This is a genomic window from uncultured Capnocytophaga sp., from assembly GCF_937936315.1.
Lineage (GTDB): Bacteria > Bacteroidota > Bacteroidia > Flavobacteriales > Flavobacteriaceae > Capnocytophaga.
In genome coordinates this window covers 21,176-44,652 of sequence record NZ_CALGWU010000043.1, presented here as the reverse complement: position 1 = coordinate 44,652, position 23,477 = coordinate 21,176, and the positions used below count along the sequence as shown (strand labels likewise).

The window sequence follows — 23,477 nt, the reverse complement described above, 5'->3', positions numbered from 1 at the left end:
TAGAAAAGCTTAAAATTTAGGGATAAAGTGAGGAAACAAAAGAAAAATAGGGGAGTATACTAAATGTTTTGTTTTCTTTGAGAAAGAATGAAATTTGGTTGTGAAATATTTTTTGTTTATTTTTGCAAACGAGTAATCTTATTTGTGTAGTTATGTATAATTTTTCAAGATTATATTATATAATAGTACTGAGGTTGCTAGAAATTTTGTTTAAATAACTCCATTATTAAAATGATACAAATTGCTAATACCATTATTTCAGAAGATGTTATAGAACGTGACTTTGTTTGTAACCTTAATGCTTGTAAAGGAGCTTGTTGTGTAGAAGGGGATGCAGGGGCGCCAATAGAAGAAAAAGAGTTAATGACGATGAAGCATGTCTATTCTGAAGTAGCACCTTACCTTAGTGAAGAAGGTAGAAAAGCAATAGAAGAGCAAGGTGTTTATGTGAAAGGAGAAGATGGAGAGTGGGAAACCCCTCTTATCAAAGGAGGTGAATGTGCTTATGTAGTACGCAATGAAAAAGGTTGGGTTCTTTGTGCTATAGAACAAGCATATAATGATAAGAAAATCGAATGGAAGAAACCTATTTCTTGTCATTTGTATCCTATACGTTTACAGGGATATAGCTCATTTACTGCGGTAAACTATCATCGTTGGCAGCCTATATGTGATGATGCTTGTTCTTTAGGGAGAGACTTAAAGTTGCCTATTTATAAGTTTGTAAAAGAAGCTCTTATTAGAAAATTTGGAGAGCAATGGTATGAGGAATTAGAACTTATAGCTCAGCATTTACAAAAAAAAGAGTTATAGTAAAATTGAAACTATGATAAAAATAAGAGTAAAATAGATATTAATAATGTTAAACTTCCAAAAAAAGTAGAATAGTATAAATATTTGAGGTATTATTAAATAAAAAATGTCTGATGAGATTTTAAATCTTCTCAGACATTTTTTATTTAGGTATTATAATATGTTTTTAACTTAATTTGCTACTTCACTAATAAATTTCAAACGGTAGATTCTAAGTTCGTCATCTTCATAATCTCCTGCGAATTCTTTAGAAGCTAATGATATTTTATCACTTTCAGCCTCCATAAAGTACTCGTGAAGTTCTTCTTGTTGTTCTTCATCAAAGATTTCGTTTACCCAATAATCAATATTTAGCTTAGTTCCGCTATATACTATTTGTTCCATTTCTTTGAGAAAATCGTCCATTTCTAATCCTTTAGCTTGAGCAATGTCGGGTAAGGGTAATTTGCGGTCGATATTTTGAATAATAAACAACTTCAATGCAGAATTAGAACCTGTAGTTTTCACGATAAGGTCTTCAGCACGCACAATGTCATTTTCTTCAACATAACGACCAATGAGTTTTATAAACTCTGCACCAAACTTTTTAGCTTTACCTTCCCCTATACCGTGTACATTAGTAAGCTCTTGAATGGTTATAGGATATTTGAGGGCCATATCCTCCAAAGAAGGGTCTTGGAATACTACAAATGGAGGTACGCCTTTTTGTTTAGCTACTTTCTTACGCAAATCTTTTAGCATATCCAATAACACAGGGTCGGCAGCTACTGCATTTGCACTATTGAAGTCTTCAGGTTCTTCTTCGTAACTGTGGTCTTCGGTCATCATAAATGAAGGTACATCTTTTAAGAATTCCTTTCCTTTATCGGTAATGAACATCACTCCATAAGTTTCAATATCCTTACGTATGAGTCCGTTTACCATTACCTGACGAAGGAGAGCCATCCAATAAGCATCGTCTTTATCTTTACCAATGCCAAAGAAATCTTGCTCATCAATGCGATGTGCCTTGATAATTGCACTCACCTTACCAATAAGCGTATTTACAATTTCTTTAGCTTTGAATTTTTGTTTGGTAGCAATAATCACATTAAGCAATTTTACAACATCGTCTTTGGCTTCTTTTTTCTCTTTAGGGAAACGTACATTATCGTCCATATTAGCGCCTTCACCATTCACCTCGTCGAATTCTTCACCAAAATAGTGCAATATAAATTTACGACGTGAACTAGAGGTTTCGGCATACGCTACAATATCCTGCAAGAGAGCTTGCCCTATTTCTTGTTCGGCTATAGGTTTGCCTATCATAAATTTTTCGAGCTTCTCCACATCTTTATAAGAGTAGAAAGCTAAGCAATGTCCCTCACCGCCATCACGTCCTGCACGTCCTGTTTCCTGATAATAACTTTCAATACTTTTAGGGATATCGTGGTGAATTACAAAGCGTACATCGGGTTTATCGATTCCCATACCAAAAGCGATAGTTGCTACTACCACATCTACTTCTTCCATCAAGAACATATCTTGGTGCTTGGCACGTGTTTTAGCATCTAATCCTGCGTGGTAAGGTACTGCTGAAATGCCATTTACTTGCAAGGTTTGAGCAAGATCTTCTACTTTTTTACGGCTTAAACAATATATAATTCCAGATTTTTTACTATTCTGTTTTACAAAGCGAATGATATCGGCATCTACATTTTTGGTTTTTGGACGTACTTCATAATACAAGTTTGGACGGTTGAATGATGACTTAAACACATTGGCTTCGAGCATTCCCAAGTTTTTGAGGATATCTTCTTGTACTTTAGGAGTAGCAGTAGCTGTGAGTGCTACTATAGGGATATTGCTTCCTAAACGTTCGATAATGGTTTTGATATTTCGGTATTCGGGGCGGAAGTCGTGTCCCCATTCAGAGATACAGTGAGCCTCGTCTACCGCTACAAAAGAAATAGTTACCGTTTTGAGGAAGTTAGCATATTCTTCTTTAATAAGTGATTCGGGGGCTACATATAACAATTTGGTTTTTCCTGCGCTAATGTCTTCCATTACCTCACGGATTTCGTTTTTGGTAAGTGAAGAGTTGAGTACGTGGGCAATACTATCGGTAGACGAAATGCCACGCATCGCATCTACCTGATTTTTCATCAAGGCAATAAGAGGAGATATTACAATAGCAGTTCCCTCCAAAACTAATGCAGGCAATTGGTAGCATAATGATTTACCACCACCCGTGGGCATAATAACAAAGGTATTCTCTTTGTTGATCACGCTGGTGATAATTTCTTCCTGATGCCCTTTGAAAGATTCAAAACCAAAGTAGTGTTTCAGGGCATTATGTAAATCATTTTTTGTCATTTTCATATTAAATATTCTCCTGTTTCAGTGTTGAGTTTCTTTGTCATCAAATATATTTTACAAATATACGACATTTTTCTAAACCACAAAAATTTTTTAGCAAAAAGTGTTGCTGATTTACTCGTTTTTATTTAGCCTCCGACTCATTTATTCGGCAATTGCCAACAACCTCGAAAGAGTGCGATCCGGACAGGAAGGTAGTTTGAGGGTATATAGTTTAAATCTCTCACGAATTTACACGAAATAGGGGCTACATAAAATATTTTGTTATGACAAGGCTGACGGGCAGGTGAAAACAATGGGAGGTGTGAGAGGTGCAAGCTGAACAGTATAGTCTAAAATTCTTAGGGAGCTTACCTTAAATGTAATTGTAAATCGGTGTTTTGTTATATTGAACTGAAGTTAAAGATATGGTTTTATAATTTCGCTCCACAATAAATATCCCTCGCCTAACAAGTGTAATCCGTCATTAGTATAGTTCTTATTCATTCTGTCGGTTCCCTCTTCGAGGAAATGGGGGTATAAATTAATATAATTCACGTTATACTCTTTGGCTATATTTTGATACTGTTGGTTGATTTCTTTAATGAGTTGGGGTTTCTGGTGACCTTTAAACATTTCAAAATCTGGATTTACGGGCAATATGCTCTGAATGTAAATCTTCGTTTTGGGAGATTCGTTTTGTATTTTCTCAACAATTTGCTTCATATTCTGCACAATAGTTTTCACCTCTATCCCACAAGAAATATCATTAATCCCAATGAGGATGAATATTTTAGCAGGCTTACCTTTTACGATAGCCTCTAATCGGTCATACACCCCTTCGGAAGTATCGCCGCTAATACCTCTGTTCTTTACACGTTTTCGCGGAAAAAGTTCATTCCATTCGGCACCATTAGTAATACTATTGCCAATAAAAACAATATCTTTAGGGGTGACAGACAATTTGCTGAATAGGTTAGCCCGTTGCACATAAAAAGTTGAATACTTTTGAGTTTGAGCCTCGCTAAGTTGAGCAAATAATATTGCTAAAAGAGTGATTAAAAAGTGTTTCATATCTTTGTAAAGAGTTTAGATGAGAGTTGCAAATGTATTATAAAAAAGTCAAATGACCTAATAAAATCAGACACCATACTTACACAACCGTTCTTTTACAAAAGTACTTACTGTAAGCCTATGCACCCCAAGAATACGCCCAATAGCCGAATATGATACTTTTTTCTCTAAAAGTTCCTTAATTTTCTTTTCTTGCCCTGTCAGTTTCGTTTTAGCAGACTTACTACCTTTAGGGCGACCGAGAACTACTCCCTCTGCTTTCTTGCGTGCCAATGCCTCTTTGGTACGCTGACTAATAAGGTTACGTTCAATCTCAGCAGATAGACCAAAAGCAAATGCTAATACCTTGCTATTGATGTCGCTCCCTAAGCGATAATTATCTTTAATTGTCCACACCTGAATATCGCGGTTCATACACTCATTCAGAGTCAGTCTGTACTGACCCTAATGTATCCGTAAATCATCTTTTAAAAATCATTTAAATAGTTATTAGAAGAAATATATAGGAATTAATGGTATTTTTTTTGAGTTTAAAAGAAGATTTAAGTGTTAAGATTTCTAATTTTCAAAATCATCATATAGCATAGCATATACTTCTTTTATAATGTTTAAAATTGATAATAAATAGAAATATGATAAGAAAATAGTGATGATTTCTAATGTTTTTTTAGTATATATAGATATTTTAGTATATATAGATATTAAAGACTGTAGGTATTCTTCTTTAAAGCAAAGAATACTAAGTAAAAAACATATTAAAAAAACAGATATTCCAACAGAGAATAAAATTAAGGTTGATACTTGTTGCATAAAGGCTTTATAGCGGTTAATATAATTTGTATCTTCTTCATTTTTAGTGCTATATATTTCTTTTCGTCTTATATAGTTTTCTTTAAGAACAAATGTAACTGAAAATAGAATTCCAGAAAAAATGCTTATAAAACTAATAATATTTGAAATAATATCATTATCAAAAGTAATATCAAAAAATATGAATAGATAAGAAATTAAAGACGGAATGACTACAAAATATAGTAATACTTCATAGTTTTTAGTCTGTTTTTTTAGTATAGAAAATCCATCTTTCAATAATTCAAATAAACTGAATTTCTCAATTAGCATAATAACCTATTTCCTCTTTTATTTGTTCTAAAATACCATCGGTATGTTCTTTAATTTTTTCAAAATCAAAACGCTCACTACCTGTTTCTTTAATATCATCATCTAAAAATATTGTAGGTTTTATTTCTTCAGGATTAGATATATTTATATTAGCTTTCCTGCCTTTAGGATCTATATAAAAAATCTTCATATCATAGTCATCTCTTTCTATAATATCAAAATCACTCAAATCAGAGCCAATTAAATTCTCATCCTTTTTTTGGTTCCCAAAAAGTCTATTTAAAAAAGTTTTTGCAGGTTCTCTAAAATTTGTTACAGAAACAGTAACCTTTAACTTTTCAAAATCAGTAAAGATAGGATTAATTAGATGACGTTTCCCTTTAGTTATACGATCTTTTATAACTTGAAGTTCATAAACTTGACTCTTTGCTAAAAATTCATCTTTATTCTTTTTCGGAATAAAAGTATATATATTTAGAGTTACACCATATTTTGCAAAAAATTTTTGAAATATAGCTTTAGCAAATCTTGAAATTGTGTAATCAGTATAACTTTGAATCATAAGAACTCCAGCTGTATAGTCACTAGGCAACCAGAGCTTTACATAAAAAGGCATTGATACAATCTTATCTCCATTGATTGTATCAACTTGAATTTTTGAATTTCCAATAGCATATACACCTTGTTCACTTCCTGTATTTCCACCTACAAATTCAAAATCAATGATATTTTTAGTACTTCTTATAGAGTGTTTCATATCGGAATTGTGCGAAATTCCCTTTGTTTTTTGTTTATTTATTTGGAATTTATCATCAAAAAACTTTATAAAATCTTGTAAGAATTGATGAAACTTATTTTCTTTATCATCAGTCTCTAATTTATCAAATAATTTACTGAAAGAAAGTATTTTATCATCTCTTGAATGTCTTTCTTTTATTGTTATTCTAAAAATTTCTAATTTTAAATCTTGTGCCATTTTTATGTTTTTTGAAGCGCAAAGTTACTAATATTTATTAAATATCCCAATCAATAATATCTTTTAATTTCCAAACATCATTGATTTTAGTGTTTTCGTAGATTATTTCACTATCTGTAAGAGGAAAACATTTTTTTATATTAGTAATTACTTTATCTAACTTATCCTCTCTTTTTTGTATTTTATCTATTTTATCCTGAGAAAGTACTTGTTGACTTTGTATATCAAAAAAGTCTTTGCTTTCAAATTGCCAAAACATAACTTTACATTTAGGATATATAGGTATTGAGTTGCTATCTAAAGAATCCTTACAAAAATCACTGAGTAGTTCAAACTTAAAGGTATAATCTAATGTTGGGTGTTTAAATTCAAGTTCCATGCCTTTAGCTAACAAAATTTTTTGTTCTGGTATTGAAACTGCACTTAACTTGTCTATTAGCTTAAATGCTTTTTCTAACTCTATTTTATAGATAGGGAAGGAATAATTTTGATAGTGGGCTTGAGGGTTGAGTACAAACAATTTAGATTCTTCAAAGAGAGAATATATTTCTTCAGGAATAGGTTTGTTAACAGCATTATATCTCTCATTCATTCTATCCCATAAAGTTTGTAAAGAAAGGAAATTGCCATCAGATTTGTATTTCAGTTCATCAGGTAGTCTCTCTCCTACTATTTTTTCCAACTCTTTCCTAATATATATAGAGGCAGCCACATAATCATTTGCTTGAAAATGTTTTTTAGCTTTGTCTATAAATTCTATTTCACTATCTATTATTATTGGGTATTCTTTTTCCTCGTCTTTGCCAATAAACATTTCTTTACGCTTCCAATTATCAAGGCTATCTAACTTTTTAATTTTGAAGTATAGAAAGTCGTACAAATTTTTATCGTGAGTAAGAAATAATAATTGATAGTTTTTTGTAAAATCGCTTTTAGCTGATAAGAGATATTCTATTAGTTTATCTCGGTTGTTCATATCCAAACTTATCATTATATCATCAAAAACGATAAATTTAAGAACAGATGTTTCTGTATTTATTCTTTTCTCCAATACAGCTAACCGAATAGCTATAGCAATAGCTGTAAATTTAGCTTCATTCAAGAAGGACTGGGGGCGATGAATTGAAATAGTTTTTCCTAAATAGGACGTTATCTTTAAAACTATTTTGAAAGGAGCATATTCATATTGAACATCTTTCTTGTGGTGAGTATGAGGTTCATATTCCAAATGAAAATCAATATTATAGCCTAGTTCTTTTAAAATTTCAGGAGCATTTGCATTAATGAAGTCTATTAAACTTCTCATTTCATTTTCAAAGTGTTCAGAAAATCTTTGAAAAGACCTATACTCTTCACTGTGTTTATAAACCTGTATGATTTTACCTTTTGAATTGGTAGTAGTACCAGGGCCTTTTGTGATTTCTTGCCACATTTCATAGGCGTTTGATAATTGTCTATCTCTAATTTCAGAAGAAGTAAACTTTATATAGGGTAATATATAGCCTACAAAAATATCTGCTAAATCTATCTGCTCCCCATTCCAAAAGTCTTGAAATTTGTATAGCACTTTATAGTTTAGAAAATCAGAAGCCATAGTTACTTCAATAGCTTCAGTATCACCATTTATAGCTGTGTCTAACTGAGAGACTCTATATGTTTTATTATCGGTAGTTTCTACTTCAATAAACGATTTGTAATCTTTTACATCATCTACAATATTGGCTTCCGCATAAATATTGATTAAGGATTCTTCAGAGTCATTGGGGTGCTTAAAATACTTTTGAAAATCATCAACTTTATCTTTTATTGCAGCTTGAAAAAGTGTATATAAAGCCCAATAAATGGAACTTTTTCCACTACCATTTTCTCCAAATAATAATAGATGTTTTCCTTCCAATTCTAAAGGAATATCATTAGTAAAAAATTTAAAATTATTAATTTTGATGGTTTTAATTTTGCTCATTTCTATATGATTTTATTGATAATAGCCAATAAGTTTTCACTACGTGTATCAAGCAATAAAACTCTTTGTCTAACATTGTTTTCCGATTGCTGATACCATTTATAAAATCTTTCAATTTGTTCATTTATCGGAAGATTTTGTATTTCTTCCATCATAGGTTTGATAAATTGTAACACATCTAAGCCTGCTTCTTTGGTATGAACTTCAAAGTAAAGTTCATATACCATCATATCAAGTATATCTTGAAAATGAGAGGCTACTCCTATGTTAGAGGTGTGTATGAATATATTCTCACTCACATTAGGTTGCAAGTAATGAATCATATTTACTAATGTTATAAATAGCTGCTGGATAGCACTACTTGCTTTTTTGATAGGTAACGCTTTCATTTGGTTAGGGTAAAAGTGCGTCCCATCATAGAACAATTCATTTACATAAAATTTTATGAGTTTAGAGTTTAAAACACCTTGTAAATATTTGTAGTCAAACTCTTTTGATAATTCTATTTTTTTATTACTAATATTCCTTTTGATAGTACTATTATTTACATTTTCAAATAAATACCATAAAGTTAAAATAACAACAGAATGATTAGCATAGTAATTTTTTTCATCATAAATAAATCTTAGCTTATTTATCTCACTTAATGTACAAAGACCTGCTAATTTAGGATTTTCAAATAGTTCTTCAAACATAGGATTATAGATATCCTCTTTTGAATAATTTAAATACCTATAGTTATTTATTATCCAATAACCAGTGTCTTTTCCTTCAAAATACTTTTTATATCCATCTAAAAAAAAGTCTTTAATAAACTCTGTTTTTTCTTTACCACTAATACTAATGGGTCTTAAACCATAATTTACTGAACAAACATCTTCCAATTTAATAGATTTTTTATCTATTTTATCAAGAATAGACATTTTTTCTTCAGTAAGATTTATTCTAAAATTATTATATTCAGTAGTAGTAAAGATATTTTGAAAAATCATTTCATATTCTCTATTAATGAATTTTCCAGCATCTTTTTCATTCTTCACATCTATTAATTCTATAATGTTGTTAGTTTTAGGAAGAACCTTTGTCAGTAATAATATGCACGTCCTAACTGTAGCATTTTCAAAAATATCATAGTTAAAATTTACTATTGATTTTATAGTATTTTTCAAAAGCTCTTGTCTTAAAAATAGACCATACTCTTGAGATAAAAATTTGTTAGATGTTATGTAAGATAAAACGCCGTTTTTTTCCAACCAATCAATCCCTTTTTCATAAAATAATACGTATAAATCATATTTTTTATAGGCAGTTCTAAAGTCTTTTTTTCGAGCCTTGATATCTTTGTCAATCTTTTCAATGTTTATATACGGAGGGTTACCTATGATAATATCAAAACTTTCTATTTTATTGAACATCCATTTTGGAACAAAAAATGAAGCAGAAGTATTTTGGTCATAAGGATTCCATTCTGCAAATAGTTTAGCATTTTCAGGAGTAGCTTCTCCATATTCCTGCAATAATTGAGCTAATTCTTTCCGTAAAGTTTCATCTTGTTCTCTCAACTTCTTTTTCTCTCTTGGAGTAGAAGCATTAAAATGTTTTTCTCTTATCTCAAAAAGTTTCTCTTGAATATTTGAAAATTCAGAAGAATGAATAAATGCATTTCCTTGTGTATAACCCTTCTCTCTAATATCAATTAAAGTATTAGCTGTTACAAACTTAGTTTCAAGATTAGGTAATGGCTGTATACCATAGTTAAGCGCTGGATCTATATTAGTTTCTGATTGTTCTAAAATAAGAGAAATAAAGAAGCGTAGTTTACTAATTTGAGTAGCTGTTGTTTGAATGTCTACTCCATAAATACATTTTTCAATTAGATGGCGTTTTAATTGATAGGTAGTTTCATTAGTATCAACTCCTAACTTCTCTAATATATGCACCATACGGTTTAGTATGCCCATAGGAAATGCCCCTGACCCACACGCAGGGTCAAGTATTTTAACCTTTCGAAGGCATTCTGCTACTTGTTTGCGCTTAGTTATATCATCAAAATCAGTAGTTAAATCTTGCCCTTCAAAAAGTTCATCAATAAGTTTAGAAGAAAAGGAGGGTAAATGGTTCTTTAGATAGACTTTTAGGCTTTCATCTACCATATAATTTACAACCTCTTTAGGTGTGTAGAAACTTCCTGAAAGTTTACGAGCAGACTCTTCAGTTTCAGGATTAAAAGCCCCTAATAAGTTTTCAAAAACGTTCCCCAATAACTCTGGGTCAAGAGCTACTTGTACTTCTTCAGGAGTATTTTCTTCAACAGTAAAGTAGTATTTATTTAAGATTGAAAACAATCCTTTATCTTTTTCAAAAAAGAAGATATTAGGAATGAGTGCTCGTTGTAGAAAACGATTCCCATCTTCTTTTGTATTTTCATTTCTGCTAAAACCGTCTAAATGATAACGTTTACCATCATTCCCTTGGTCTTTATCTAAGCATTCAAAAAGTCCTCCATTGAGGAAAGGAACAGGCTTAAATAGCTCTATCACTTTTTCTTCTGAAATAGAAAACATTTCAGCATATCGATAAAGTGTTTTTACATCACGACTATTTTTTTCTTTAGCAAAAGCACGTTCTGTAATTTCTTTATTGAGAGTAGCAAAAAACAAATTTTGCAAAATAGCATTATAATACTCACCCTTCGTTTCACTTTTGGGGTCGAAATCTTTTAAAATGTCAGATAGTGCTTTTTCATCAAAAATCTCTTCAGACACTAAACCTTTCTGTTTAATAAACCATACAAAGAGTACACGAGTAATGAGGCGTATGATTTGTTTTTCTAATTGTCTTTCTTCTTTTATAGCTTTAGGGTCATTAGGATACTTAATACCTGATGTCTCTGAAATAGCCCATTCATACCAAGCAAATAACTCTTTATAAAATTCCTTATTAAGAATTTTTGTATCAAAAACCCCTAACCATTTAACATAAAGTTCTTTAAAAGTTTTTATACTTTTATCAATATGAAGCTTTTCAAGAATGCGTAAATGCCCTCTATGTGGCTTAAGCGTATCAATATCTTTCAGGATAGATACTTTGCCTATTTTCTCGCCTTCACGGTAGGTTTGTTTGTATTGGGTACGCTCAGCATTGGCAAGGGCTATATGGTTACCGTAGCGAAAAAGTACCGTTACAGGCATTGCTTTTAAACGACGACTAAAAAGGCGTGTAAGGGTTGAGAGTTCTGTACGATTAGCAGTTTTATCTTTTAAATCTACAGCTATTATTAGCAGACCTTGATAATCATTACTGAGTTCATTATCAACTTCGGCTAATGATTTTCCATTAAATACCTCATCAGTTACTATCCCTACTAAGTAAATTTCATTTATAGCTTTGTGCTTTTGAGGCTTATACAAGTCTTTTAAGAAATCCTGTGGCAAGAAAGCTTGCTCTTCAAAAGTTTGAGTTGAAATATTGAGATGCTTAAAAAGTGCTGTAGTTGTTTCAAAAAGGTTACCTCCTTTAAAAGTATGTATGATATTTTCCATAAGTTAGTTTATTTTTTAACGATGAGCCAAGTAATTAAATCCCAATTGTCTTTGTTATATTTTGCACTCATTGTTTGCGTATTTTTCATTTCTTCAATAGCTGTTTTTTTGCCTTTACTAAGTTGGTCGAGCATATCGAGACTTGCTTTTCCTGCTACCTTCTTAGTATGTCCATCTTCATCCACTATAGTATTGCTCTGTTGGTGTTCAAACCATTGTGCTAAAGCATTAGCATAGTGTTTTACCTCCTCTGGGGCGCCTATATCCAATTTTTCACAGCCATAGCGAGGAGCATTTTTCTGCTGAGAAAGGTAATGCAAAATTTCCTTTTCATTAACGAGGATTTCCTTCCCTTGAGCATCTACATATACGAGTTTTAGCTGCTGATAAGCCTTTTTTTGTTTAGCTTTACGTACTGGGGAGCCCAATAGAGCTATAATCCCTTCTTTCTGTCCGTTTTCTATTGCTTCAGCAAAGGCAACCCCCGAGAAAATACCGTTAGGCAGTTGTAAATAATGGTTTAAGTGGTTTTCTAACTCAAGGGCTAAATCTTGGCGATACATTTCAAGTGATAAGTCGTCAAAACCAAAGGATTTTTCAGTTTCTAACTCCTCTATGCTGTCTTGTATTTGTTCCAACATTTTTTGGTTTTGACGCTCCTCTAAATCAGTATCAATGGCAATGTTACCATAATTTTCTGTAAAATCTTTAATATCTTCTGATCCTATAATTTTCATCGCTGCCATACGTTTTTCAATGCGTGTTTGTAGGTTTAGATACTCATTGATATTAGGGGCAGGCCAAAAGTTTACGGTAAATACCTCTTGGTTAGGAGAGCCCAAACGGTCAATACGCCCTACGCGCTGAATAGTACGTACTGGGTTCCAATGAATGTCGTAGTTAATCACCATATCAGCATCTTGTAGGTTTTGTCCTTCGCTAAGGGCGTCAGTAGCGATAAGAATGTCAATAGGGGTAGCCAATTGTTGTTTTACTTTCTTGTCAACACTTGCAACCCACTCCTTCCATAGGGTGTAACGCTCCTGAGGACTTCCAGTTTCACACTCAAAATCTTCCCATTTGCGTTCTACAAATAGTTTAGTAAACGGAGCAAAACGTTCTAATACTCCTTCAAAGTTAGGAATATGTGTCTCACCTTCATAATCAGTTCGCGCACCATTGCCGTTAATCATTGCTATTTTAGAGAAACCACGTGCCGAAAGTTGCTCAAAAAGATACTGAGCTGTATCAGTATAGGTAGTAAAAATAATTACTTTTTTATTGGTAGCATTTTCTTTTTTATCGTTAAGAATAGCAATGAGTTCTTGGAGTTTACTATCACGACTTTTTAACGGTTCATCATCTTCTAACTCTTGGGTTATCACTTCCGAAAAATAGTCCATACCTTTAGAAAGTCCTTTTAATTTTGAAATATCTCTTTTTAAAGATTTTTCAAAAAGATTTAAGTTGCCTGCATTATCTATATCCGAAAGTTTAATTTCTCTTTTTCCAATGGTGTAATCTTGCAAATCCTCTTCTTCATCATCTGATAATAGTGGAGTTTGCGATAAAATTTCAGAGCTTTTACATTTCTGATAGTTTTCTATTTTGGTCAAAACATTCTGATGATGTTCCAAAATTTTATTTACTGTAGTATGAAAAGAGAACCAGCTTGATTCTAAGCGTTTCAAAAGCAATATATACATCATCTTCACCAAAAAACGGTCGCGTGCTACATCATCTTCTAAAACATTTTCACCTGAATATACACCTTCTTTTTCATCTCTTTTTCGTTGTGCTCTCTGATCTCTTGTAAGAGTGTAATAATTAGGTTGGTACCCTGAAAGAATAGGAGGAAATTTGTGAATCAAATCTTCAAGAGTGTCTACCTCCAACATAATCTTAGGGGTAATATACTTATTAATAGGTTTTGCTTTAGTGGGGAATACCAAGTCGCGTTGTTGATGGACAATCATCTTGCGGGTACGCGCCACGATAAGGCTATCCGTAAGTTTAAAGAAATCACGTCCAAAAGATTGGGTAAGCTCAGTAATAGAGGCTTCTTTTTCTTGCTGCCATTGGTTGTAATGTTTAGAAGTCTGCTTGAATAGATAATCTAAGTTATTGATATCCATTTCTTCTTTAAAGGCTCCATTATTGTCTTTGGTTATCAATTTAAGTTGGTTGCGCACATCTTTAAAATCAGTGTTGATAGGGGTAGCCGATAGCAGTAGCACCTTCACATCCTCATTCTTTTTGATAATCTCTTCCAAGAGGTATTCAAAGCGCTTCGACTTATCGTTGCGCAGGTTATGACTTTCATCTATAACAATCAGTTTAGGTTTTTTATTAGTGAAATTGTAATCCCTTCTTTCATCTAAGTATTTGGGCTTTTGCATTAAAGTTTCGTCCAAATCCGTATGAAAGCGGATAGCATAATTCAGTTTATCCGCTTCAAAGCGAGAGTTTTGGTCTTTTCGGTATTTTAGCCAGTTTTGGTGTAGTTTTTTAGGACAAAGTAGTAAGATGTCGTATTTTTGGTTTCCATCATCATCTCGTTTGTTTTGGAAATACTTCATCACAGCAAGGGCAGTCCACGTTTTTCCCAAACCAACAGCATCGGCAAGTATAGCCCCATTGTATTTTTCTATGCGGTTGATAAGGCTTTCAGCTCCTTTTTGCTGAAATTCATAAAGAGCATTATAGATTTCGGAATCTTTTAGTTTTTGAATATTACGCTGATATTCGGGAGTGTTGATAGAAAGCGATATATCATTATAGAAACGTTCAAAAAGTATTTTAAAATAGATGTCTTTAGGCAAAAATTCTTGAAATAGTTTACTTATTTCGTTTATGAGATAAGTTTTAAAATCTATTTTTGTTTCCTTACCATTTTCATCTACAAGTATTTTAAAGTTATGGGCTTTAGGGTGCTCCCATAGTGCGTTAAACCAATTGAGAATTTCTTTATATTGTTCATTCCCTCCAAAATCAGCTATATTTAGTTCAAAATTATCAGATTGTTTAATACCAATACCTGCTTCTGTAAGATTAGAGCTTCCTGAGATATAAAAATTTTTCTGTCGGTCGTTTTTTTCACTTTTGAATAGATATAGTTTAGCGTGACAGAAGTTAGGCTCTAAGGTTTTTAAAGAAACTTTATTGAGTTTTAAAAAATCAACAGCCTCATTAGCAAGTTTTTTTAGACTAAGTGCTTTTTCAAGGCTTAAGTCAGCATTTAATAAATCTAATGAACTAATTTCGGTAACATCACGTTGAGTAATATCACCTAAAATAATACGATATTGTGCTATTTTTTCATTAGTAAGATTAGCAAAATGACATAGAGCCCCAACAGTAAAATATCCTGTTACTATATCCATTGAGCCGTCATTAATATACTGTTGTATGAAGCTATGTACTTTAAACTCTGTAGAATGGTTATCGACTAACATATTGATTTTGAAAGGTTGTTATATATTTTGTATAAAATAAAGATGTCTTTATTTTACACAGTGCGGCAAATGTAGTGTAAAAAAGTTGAATAACCTAATGAAATAAGATTTTTTTAGGGAATTTTTGAAGAGGGGGAAGGGTGGGAGTGGTGGGAGGTGCGAGCCGCACGGGCAGGGATGGGAGGTGTGGGAGTAATGGGAGCGGTGGGGTTATACTGCTTTGATGGCTTTTTCAAAGGGGATGCGATGGGCGATGCTGCGACCTAAGGTTACTTCATCGGTGTACTCAAGTTCGCTGCCTACAGCTATGCCTCGTGCAATGGTGGAGATGGTGATGTGATAGGGCTCTACTTGTTTGTAGATGTAGAAGTTGGTTGTATCTCCTTCCATAGTGTTGCTGAGGGCGAGAATGAGTTCGGTTACTTTGCCCGCCTTTACTTTTTCTATCAGTGAGGCGATATGTAGATTGGAGGGAGCAACCCCATCAATGGGAGATATTTTACCTCCTAAAACGTGGTATTGTCCTTTGAACTGACCAGTGTTCTCTATTGCCATTACATCGCGAAAATCCTCTACTACACAAATGATACCTGTATCACGAGTGGGATTGGCGCATATTTCACAAATATCTACATCGGAGATGTTGTGGCAGTTTTTGCAATATTGTATATGGGTTCGTAACGCTACAATGGCTTGTGCTAACTGCAAGGATTGCTCTTCGGGTTGCTTGAGCAAATGCAGCGCTAAACGCAAGGCGGTGCGCTTGCCTATAGAGGGCAATTGTGCTATTTCGTATACAGCGTTTTCTAAGAGTTTAGATGAGAAGTCCATTTTAGGAGATAGTAGTTAGGGGTTAGGAGATAGTTTGTGAGCAACTTTTGTGCAAGCCTCGTCAATGAGCTGATAAACATTTTCGAAATCAGCTTCTGTACCGTAATAAGGGTCGGGGATTTCACGTTGTGCCATTCCTCCTAAAGCATCGGCTAAAAAATGTACTTTAGCACGTTCTTTTTCATTCTTAGCAATGCGGATCACATTTTGGTAGTTACTTCTGTCCATTACGAAGATATAATCGAAGTGTGAGAAATCTTTTGCAGAAAATTGTCGTCCTCTAAGCATAGAAATGTCTACTCCGTGTTGTTTACCAGAAGCAATAGAACGATTATCAGGGGCATCGCCAACGTGATAATTGGCAGTACCAGCTGAATCTACTTCAAAGTTATCGGAAGGGAGTTTGCTTCTCATCACACCTTCGGCTAAGGGTGAACGGCAAATATTGCCTAAGCAAACCATTAGTATTTTTGTTTTTGGCATTTTGTTTTAATTTTATTGATGATCAAATTACTGAAAAATGGAGTTTGGGGAGTGTCTTGGAGAGATATTGATAATTTTTTATCTGTAGAGTCCCAGTTTATCGATATATTGCCATACTTTTTCAGGGAGTAATGGACGTATATTGCGCCCTACTTTGAGTTCTTCACGTATAAAAGTAGCAGAGAGTTCAATAATAGGGGCATTTATACGGGTGATTTGTGGGTGATTGATTAAGGATTGGGGGATATCTCCCTCTGAAATACGAGGATATACATAAATAGGATAATTAACTAAAATATATTCGTAGTTTTTCCATTTGTGGAAGCTTTTTAGGTTGTCTTCCCCCATAATTAAGGCAAAGTTAGCATGAGGATATTTTTCTTCCAAATAGGTTAAAGTATTTACTGTATAATTGGGTTGTGGCAACTGAAATTCGATGTTTGAAGCTCGTAACTTGGGATATTCATCTATTGCTAAATTTACCATTTCCAATCGTAAGTGATTGTCTAACAATGATTGTTTTTCTTTAAATGGGTTTTGAGGTGTTACTACAAACCACAATTCGTTCATAGCACTATGCTCTACTAAATGGTTAGCAATGATGAGGTGCCCTATATGGATAGGGTTGAACGATCCAAAGAATAAGCCTATTTGTTTTTTCATCGATTGATAAATTCGGTTACTACGTTCTCAGCCTCTTGTAAGGCTTGTTGCAAATCGTCGTTTTTGATAATTACATCAAATTGATGGGCAGTTGCCATTTCTTGTTCGGCTTTGTTAAGGCGCATTTGTATTTTCTCATCAGTTTCGGTTTTACGATTGCGCAATCTTTCTTCTAAGGCAGAAAGGCTAGGAGGTTGTACAAAAACTGCTAAAGTATGGTGGGGGTACTGTTTTTTGAGGCGGAGACCTCCAGCAACGTCAATGTCGAACACTACATTTTTACCTTCAGCCCAAAGGCGTTCTACTTCTGATTTTAGGGTGCCATAGTAACAACCTGCATACACCTCTTCCCATTCCATAAATTCATCGCGCTGTATGCGATTTTTGAACTCATCGGCTGATAGGAAGTAGTATTCCTTACCGTGTTGTTCTTCGCCTCGGGGTGCACGAGAGGTAGCAGAAATAGAAAAGGCTAAGTTGAGTTTTTCAATTGATAATAGGTGTCTTACTATAGTAGTTTTGCCACTCCCTGAGGGAGCTGAAAAAATAATTAGTTTGTTCATTTTAGGTGTCAGGTTACAAGACGTTTAATACTTGTTCTTTAATTTTTTCGAGTTCGTCTTTCATTTGGACAACTAACTGTTGCATAGGGGCAAAGTTAGCTTTAGAACCTAAGGTATTTACCTCTCTTCCAATTTCTTGTGCGATAAAACTCAGTTTTCGTCCGTTAGATTCTTCGCTATGGAGGGTTTCTAGAAAATAGTCTAAGTGCTTTTTGAGTCGGATTTTTTCTTCGGTAATATCCAATTTTTCTAAATAGAAGATAAGTTCTTGTTCAAAGCGATTGGCATCTACATTTTGGATATCGGCAACTGCTTTTTCAAGGCGTTCACGTATCAAAGCTAAGCGTTCTTCGTCCATACCTTGTACTTCTTGTAATAGGCGGTTGATATTGTTAATACGCAAAATAAAATCCTTTTCTAACACTTTACCTTCCTGAGAACGAAAGTTTTGCAAATCAGCAATAGCGAGGTTGATATGTTGGAAAATATTAGCAAGTTCTTCTTCAGAAATACTTTCGGAAGTGGTTTGCAAGGCATCGGGCATACGCACTGCCATTTTAAGCAACTCGGTAAGGTCGCCATCCACAATCGTACGCATTTGTTCTATGTACGATTTTACGATGTTAGGATTGATTTTAGAAGGTGTTTGAGTACCTGTATTTTCTATGAAGATGCTAAAATCTACTTTTCCGCGTTGCAATTGTTCAGCAATAAGTTTGCGAAAGTCGAGTTCTTTTTCGCGATATACCTGAGGAATACGCGTGTTGATATCAATACTCTTGCTGTTTAAAGATTTGATTTCTATACTGATATGTTTATCGGCAAGAGATAACACGCTCTTTCCGAATCCTGTCATTGATTGTATCATACTATTTATTTTCTTTTCAGTACTTTTTGAACTGCTTTTAAAATACCCTCTTTGTCTAACCCATATTTTTGCATAAGCTGAGCAGGCGTACCGCTTTCACCAAAGGTGTCGTTTACGGCAACAAACTCTTGTGGAGTAGGGTAGTGTTGTGTGAGTACACGAGCTACACTTTCACCCAGACCTCCGTAGTAATTATGTTCTTCACAAGTAATAATTGCTTTGGTTTTCTTTACAGAATTGAGGATGATTTCTTCGTCTAAAGGTTTGATAGTATGGATATTAATCACTTCGACAGAGATACCTTGTTGTTCTAAGGCTTCACAAGCTAAAAGCGCTTCCCAAACTAAATGACCTGTAGCAACGATGGTAACATCAGAACCTTCGTTTAGCAAGATTCCTTTGCCTATTTCAAAAGTTTGGTTTTCGGGAGTAAAGTTAGCTACGGTAGGGCGACCGAAGCGGAGGTATACGGGACCTACATAATCGGCAATAGCAAGGGTTGCTGCTTTAGTTTGATTGTAGTCACAAGGGTTGATAACCACCATATTAGGCAACATTTTCATCAGTCCGATGTCCTCCAATATTTGGTGAGTAGCTCCGTCTTCGCCTAAGGTAAGTCCGGCGTGAGAGGCGCATATTTTTACATTTTTATTAGAATAGGCAATTGATTGACGTATTTGGTCATAAACACGACCTGTAGAGAAAGCTGCGAAAGTGCCTGTAAAGGGGATTTTACCACCGATAGTAAGACCAGCAGCAATGCCCATCATATTAGCTTCAGCAATACCTATTTGGAAGAAACGGGTAGGGTTTTCTTCGATAAATTTTTCCATTTTTAGGGAGCCAATCAAGTCGGCACAAAGGGCTACTACATTAGGATTTTTGCGACCTAATTCGGCAAGTCCAGCGCCGAAGCCACTTCGGGTATCTTTTTTTCCTGTATCGATATATTTTTTCATTGGAAAAATGAGTGTTAATGTTATTGAGCGACAAAGGTAATGCTTTTTATTAATTTCTCCTAATAAAAAGTTTAATTTACATATAAATCGATAAGACCGTCGGGGGTTTTTACGATGATTTTTTGGTTAGGGCGATCTACTTTTTCAATAAACTCATCGTTCATAGGGATAAGGATTTCTTTGCCTTCTTCATTTTCTATTTCGAATAAGGGTTGGAAAGTAGTATCGTTGATACTCACAATTTTACCTACTTTTCCATAGTTTATATCTTCGACTTCAAATCCTATTACTTCGTGGTAATAGAACTTATTACCTGAAAGTTTAGGAAGAGCTGCTAAGGGCAAGTAGATTTTGTGTTTTAGCAAAGCATCGGCATCGGCTTCACTATTAACTTCTTCAAATTTTACACGGAGTAAATCGGATTTGTGCAAAGAGCTTTTTTCAACAAAAAAAGGAACCAGATTATTGCCTAAAGCAATAAAAACTGATTCCAATTCTTCGTACATTTCGGGGTCGTCAGAATCTAATTTGATGAGCACTTCCCCTTTAAAGCTAAACTTTGACACAATTGTTCCTACATAAAAACAATCTTTAATGGTCATATTATGAGTCTATGCTTCAGTTTCGTTGTTTTCTTCGGCAGGAGCTTCAGCTTCAGCTTGTTCAGCGGTAGCTTCGGCAGCAGCCTCAGCAGCTTTAGCAGCAGCGTCGTTTTTACGTTTTTCGTTAGCTTCTTTTTCAGCACTTAACGCTTTAGCTTTAGCATCTGCTTTTTCTTTAGCTAATTTTTGTTCTTTAGAAGATACTTTGTTAGCTTTTTCGTCTAACCAAGCTTTGAATTTAGCTTCAGCTTGTTCTTCGGTAAGGGCACCTTTGGCAACACCGCCTAACAAGTGATATTTAAGCAATACACCTTTGTAAGAAAGGATACGGCGAGCTGTATCACTTGGTTGAGCACCGTTTTTCAACCATTTTACTGCTGCATCTACATCAATTTCGATTTGAGCAGGGTTAGAAACTGGGTTGTAAGTTCCTAATTTTTCAAGGAATTTACCATCTCTTTTTGCACGTGAGTTGGCGGCTACAATCCAATAGAAAGGTTTGCCTTTTTTACCGTGACGTTGTAATCTGATTTTTACTGGCATAAAAAAAATTTAATTAGTGAGGTTCACGACCTCGGTTATTAATTCGGGCGCAAAGATACAATCTTTTTTGATATGTACAAAACTAAATTGTAAGATTTTTACCAAGTGTAAGTTATACCACCTACAAAGTTGCGTCCGACACCAGGGATAAAGTTTGTTTTATCGACAATGGTGGGGGTAGGTCGTAAGACTCTGTTGCCTACTTTTGCAGGAGGAGGAGTTACTTGGTCTTGAATTAAATAGCTAGATGCATAAACTGTATCGGCTAAATTATTACCTTGGAAGAAGAACGTCCAGTTTCCTTTTTTAAATCCTATTTTAGCGCCTAACAGTTGATAGGCATCTTGGTAATAAGTATTTTTATGGTCGGTAGGGGTATCTTCAGGGAGTGCTTCAACATTGAACTCGGCAAAGAATCCAGAAGGGTGTTTGTAGTCTAAAGTGCCATAGATGTAATGTTTAGGGATACCTGCTATTTGGTTGCCTTTTAGAGCGCCTCCATCAAAGAAGAAATCGCTGTAATTGTAGTTTACAAAAAGAGTAAAGGCATCGCCTTTGCTTGAAAATACACGTTTAGCAAAGGTAGATTGCAATGACGCCTCAACTCCTCGGTGGACGGTGGTATAAGGAGCATTTACAGTAATACCATTGATGCCAATTTCGCCATCGGTGAGGGTAAAAATCTCATCTTTTACCCAAGAGTGATAGGCACTTACATTCCACACGAAGACATCACTAATATTTCCTTTAGTTCCAATCTCGGCGGTTTGTGCTTTTTGAGCTTTCAATTCAAAGGCTGCAATATTTTTAGCACTGGAATTGGCATTGCTACTATTGGGGAAAATTACTTGTGTACCGCTCATTGCTGCACCTCCTGTTAAGCGAATGATTTCAAGGAAAGTAGGAGGCTCATAACTAAAGCTATAATTACCATATACTTGGGCATTATCACTGAACTTATAAATTACACCTGCTTTGGGATTGACAGCATTGTATGTATACTCATTATCAAGTTTTTTTACAGGAGAAGGGCTTTGAACACGGCGTAAATTTTGACCAGCAAAGAAGGATATAGGTCGGCTGCTACCCTCAAATTTATCTTCTACCTTTCGGGTGTCGTAACTACCTTGTACGGCTACATTCACAAGGAATTTATCGGTGATTTTGTATACATCGGAAATGTAGGCTACAGCGTGGTTTGATAAGAGGTCTTGTTTGGCAAATAATGCACCGAAACTTCCTTTTTCGTTGATGTTTCGCAATTGATGCATTTTGCCTTGGCTGAGTTGTACCCCTATTGACAAATCGTTTTTACGAGTATTGTAGTCATAAGTAAGACGCAAACCATAATCGTTGTTGTAATCGTGACGTATATTGGTAGCTATGGGATATACAAAGGCATCATCAGCATATTGGTAATACAAAGTGGCAGTGAGCAAACTATGGTTGTTAAATTTATAAGCCGACTTGCTACCAAAACGTGCAATTTTGCTTGATCTATTAGGTTTATCGCGTTGTACATTAGGTCCAAAAGCATAAGGAACGGTGAGTTTAGGAGCTCCGTTTATTTGTTTGCTATCACTTTCGTATTGTTGTTTGGTAAGAGGACCTGGAATATCGAAATACAAATCGGTAAATGAGGCATATAGGCGAGTTTCAAACTTATTGGTAAACTGTCTGCCAATATTTAGCAATGCGTTGAAGCGTTTGGAGGAGTTGTAAATGCGGTATCCATCGCTTTTACTATACGAGGTAGAAATAAAACCATCGTTTTTGCCAGAAGAAAATCCTGAAGAAATACTACTGTTGAAGTAATTGAAGCTACCCGCTTCCATTTTTACACTAAGAGGTGAGGCGTTATATCCATTTTTGGTCACGAAGTTCATGGCACCTCCTAAGGTAGCTCCACCATATTCCATAGCATTAGCTCCGCGGTATACTTCTACTAAATTGGATGCTTGAGGTTCTAAAACACCTATAATGTACGATCCATCAGCAAAATTAATGGGAATACCATCTTGATATAGGGCAACCCCACGCGATTGTGGATTGCTTTGTATTCCTGAGCCTCTGATATTAAGGCGAGGCTGGTCGTTACCACCGAAGAACTCTTGAATAACTACCCCTGGTTGACGCACAAGAGCATCTTTGAGGGTTTGAGAACGCTTTTCAGACAAATCTTTTAAGTTGGCTATATTGGTACCTCCAGGAACTTTATCTAATTTTTTTCGCGATAAACTCTCGGAGTTAGCAATCAAGCTGGGGTTATCGCTCACTACTACTTCTTCCAAAGCAATAGCCTCCTTTGGGAGTGTGAAATCTACATAAGTGACGCGGTTTTCGTTGTTTTGGAGCGTAACAACAGCCATTTGTTTTTCAAATCCCTCTTTGATAATTTCTAAGGTTATCTCTTTGCTGCTAGGTATAAAGTTGAGGGTATACAGCCCATTAGCATCGGTTTGAGTGGCAATACTAGGGTTGTTTTGCAGTTGGATAATTACCCCAGCTACAGGAAATTTAGTTTCATCGGAAATTGTTCCTTTGATTTTGTGATGTTGCCCAAAAAGCAGTGGGCTCATCACGAGCATTACAAATAATATGATGTGTTTGAACATAAAATATAGTTATTAATTTAGAATGATGCAAAATTAGTAATTATATTTTATGTAGCAAATAAAATTTC

General features: G+C 34.5%; 17 protein-coding genes and 1 pseudogene. 1 reads left to right on the top strand and 17 read right to left on the bottom strand.

Annotation, left to right across the window (positions count from 1 at the left end; translation table 11 throughout):
- The first annotated feature begins 231 nt into the window (after positions 1–231).
- Positions 232–813, top strand: coding sequence for a DUF3109 family protein (locus Q0162_RS08590; RefSeq protein ID WP_297890940.1), 582 nt, complete (start codon positions 232–234; stop codon positions 811–813).
- Between the two features lie 171 nt (positions 814–984).
- On the opposite strand, the gene recQ is transcribed toward Q0162_RS08590, so the two are convergent.
- The 17 genes and pseudogenes from recQ to Q0162_RS08505 form a co-directional block, all read right to left on the bottom strand.
- Positions 985–3,174: a DNA helicase RecQ gene (gene recQ / locus Q0162_RS08585; RefSeq protein ID WP_297890939.1), complete on the bottom strand. Its 2,190-nt coding sequence runs from the start codon at positions 3,172–3,174 to the stop codon at positions 985–987.
- Between the two features lie 396 nt (positions 3,175–3,570).
- On the bottom strand, positions 3,571–4,224 hold the full coding sequence (locus Q0162_RS08580) for an SGNH/GDSL hydrolase family protein (RefSeq protein ID WP_297890938.1): 654 nt from the start codon (positions 4,222–4,224) through the stop codon (positions 3,571–3,573).
- 66 nt (positions 4,225–4,290) lie between these two features.
- A pseudogene (locus Q0162_RS08575) lies at positions 4,291–4,650 on the bottom strand (recombinase family protein); the annotation flags it as partial.
- 132 nt (positions 4,651–4,782) lie between these two features.
- Positions 4,783–5,313 carry a hypothetical protein gene (locus Q0162_RS08570; protein WP_297890937.1) on the bottom strand — a complete coding sequence of 177 codons (531 nt, stop codon included), beginning with the start codon at positions 5,311–5,313 and terminating at the stop codon, positions 4,783–4,785.
- Positions 5,314–5,335: 22 nt separating this feature from the next.
- Positions 5,336–6,322 carry a hypothetical protein gene (locus Q0162_RS08565; protein ID WP_297890936.1) on the bottom strand — a complete coding sequence of 329 codons (987 nt, stop codon included), beginning with the start codon at positions 6,320–6,322 and terminating at the stop codon, positions 5,336–5,338.
- Positions 6,323–6,359: 37 nt separating this feature from the next.
- Entirely contained in the window at positions 6,360–8,285 is a 1,926-nt protein-coding gene (locus tag Q0162_RS08560) for a hypothetical protein (protein WP_297890935.1), read from the bottom strand.
- Between the two features lie 2 nt (positions 8,286–8,287).
- Positions 8,288–11,827 (bottom strand): N-6 DNA methylase, encoded by a 3,540-nt coding sequence (locus Q0162_RS08555; RefSeq protein WP_297890934.1) that lies wholly within the window; start codon positions 11,825–11,827, stop codon positions 8,288–8,290.
- An 8-nt stretch (positions 11,828–11,835) separates the two neighbouring features.
- Positions 11,836–15,282: an SNF2-related protein gene (locus Q0162_RS08550; RefSeq protein WP_297890933.1), complete on the bottom strand. Its 3,447-nt coding sequence runs from the start codon at positions 15,280–15,282 to the stop codon at positions 11,836–11,838.
- A gap of 210 nt (positions 15,283–15,492) precedes the next feature.
- Entirely contained in the window at positions 15,493–16,113 is a 621-nt protein-coding gene (gene recR, locus Q0162_RS08545; protein WP_297890932.1) for a recombination mediator RecR, read from the bottom strand.
- Positions 16,114–16,128: 15 nt separating this feature from the next.
- Positions 16,129–16,596 carry a low molecular weight protein-tyrosine-phosphatase gene (locus Q0162_RS08540; protein WP_297890931.1) on the bottom strand — a complete coding sequence of 156 codons (468 nt, stop codon included), beginning with the start codon at positions 16,594–16,596 and terminating at the stop codon, positions 16,129–16,131.
- 78 nt (positions 16,597–16,674) lie between these two features.
- Complete coding sequence (gene nadD / locus Q0162_RS08535; protein ID WP_297890930.1) at positions 16,675–17,259, bottom strand: nicotinate (nicotinamide) nucleotide adenylyltransferase; 585 nt, start codon at positions 17,257–17,259, stop codon at positions 16,675–16,677.
- A complete protein-coding gene (gene gmk, locus Q0162_RS08530) occupies positions 17,256–17,822 on the bottom strand; it encodes a guanylate kinase (protein ID WP_297890929.1) in 567 nt (188 codons plus the stop codon). The genes nadD and gmk overlap by 4 nt, the downstream gene beginning before the upstream one ends.
- A 13-nt stretch (positions 17,823–17,835) precedes the next feature.
- Positions 17,836–18,690 carry a YicC/YloC family endoribonuclease gene (locus tag Q0162_RS08525; protein ID WP_297890928.1) on the bottom strand — a complete coding sequence of 285 codons (855 nt, stop codon included), beginning with the start codon at positions 18,688–18,690 and terminating at the stop codon, positions 17,836–17,838.
- A gap of 5 nt (positions 18,691–18,695) precedes the next feature.
- Positions 18,696–19,649: a transketolase family protein gene (locus tag Q0162_RS08520; protein ID WP_297890927.1), complete on the bottom strand. Its 954-nt coding sequence runs from the start codon at positions 19,647–19,649 to the stop codon at positions 18,696–18,698.
- Between the two features lie 71 nt (positions 19,650–19,720).
- Entirely contained in the window at positions 19,721–20,251 is a 531-nt protein-coding gene (gene rimM / locus Q0162_RS08515; RefSeq protein ID WP_002678153.1) for a ribosome maturation factor RimM, read from the bottom strand.
- 9 nt (positions 20,252–20,260) lie between these two features.
- Complete coding sequence (locus Q0162_RS08510; RefSeq protein WP_002678283.1) at positions 20,261–20,794, bottom strand: 30S ribosomal protein S16; 534 nt, start codon at positions 20,792–20,794, stop codon at positions 20,261–20,263.
- A gap of 98 nt (positions 20,795–20,892) precedes the next feature.
- The gene (locus Q0162_RS08505) at positions 20,893–23,409 is read right to left on the bottom strand and encodes a TonB-dependent receptor (protein ID WP_297890926.1); all 2,517 of its coding nucleotides are present in this window, start codon (positions 23,407–23,409) and stop codon (positions 20,893–20,895) included.
- Positions 23,410–23,477: the final 68 nt, after the last annotated feature.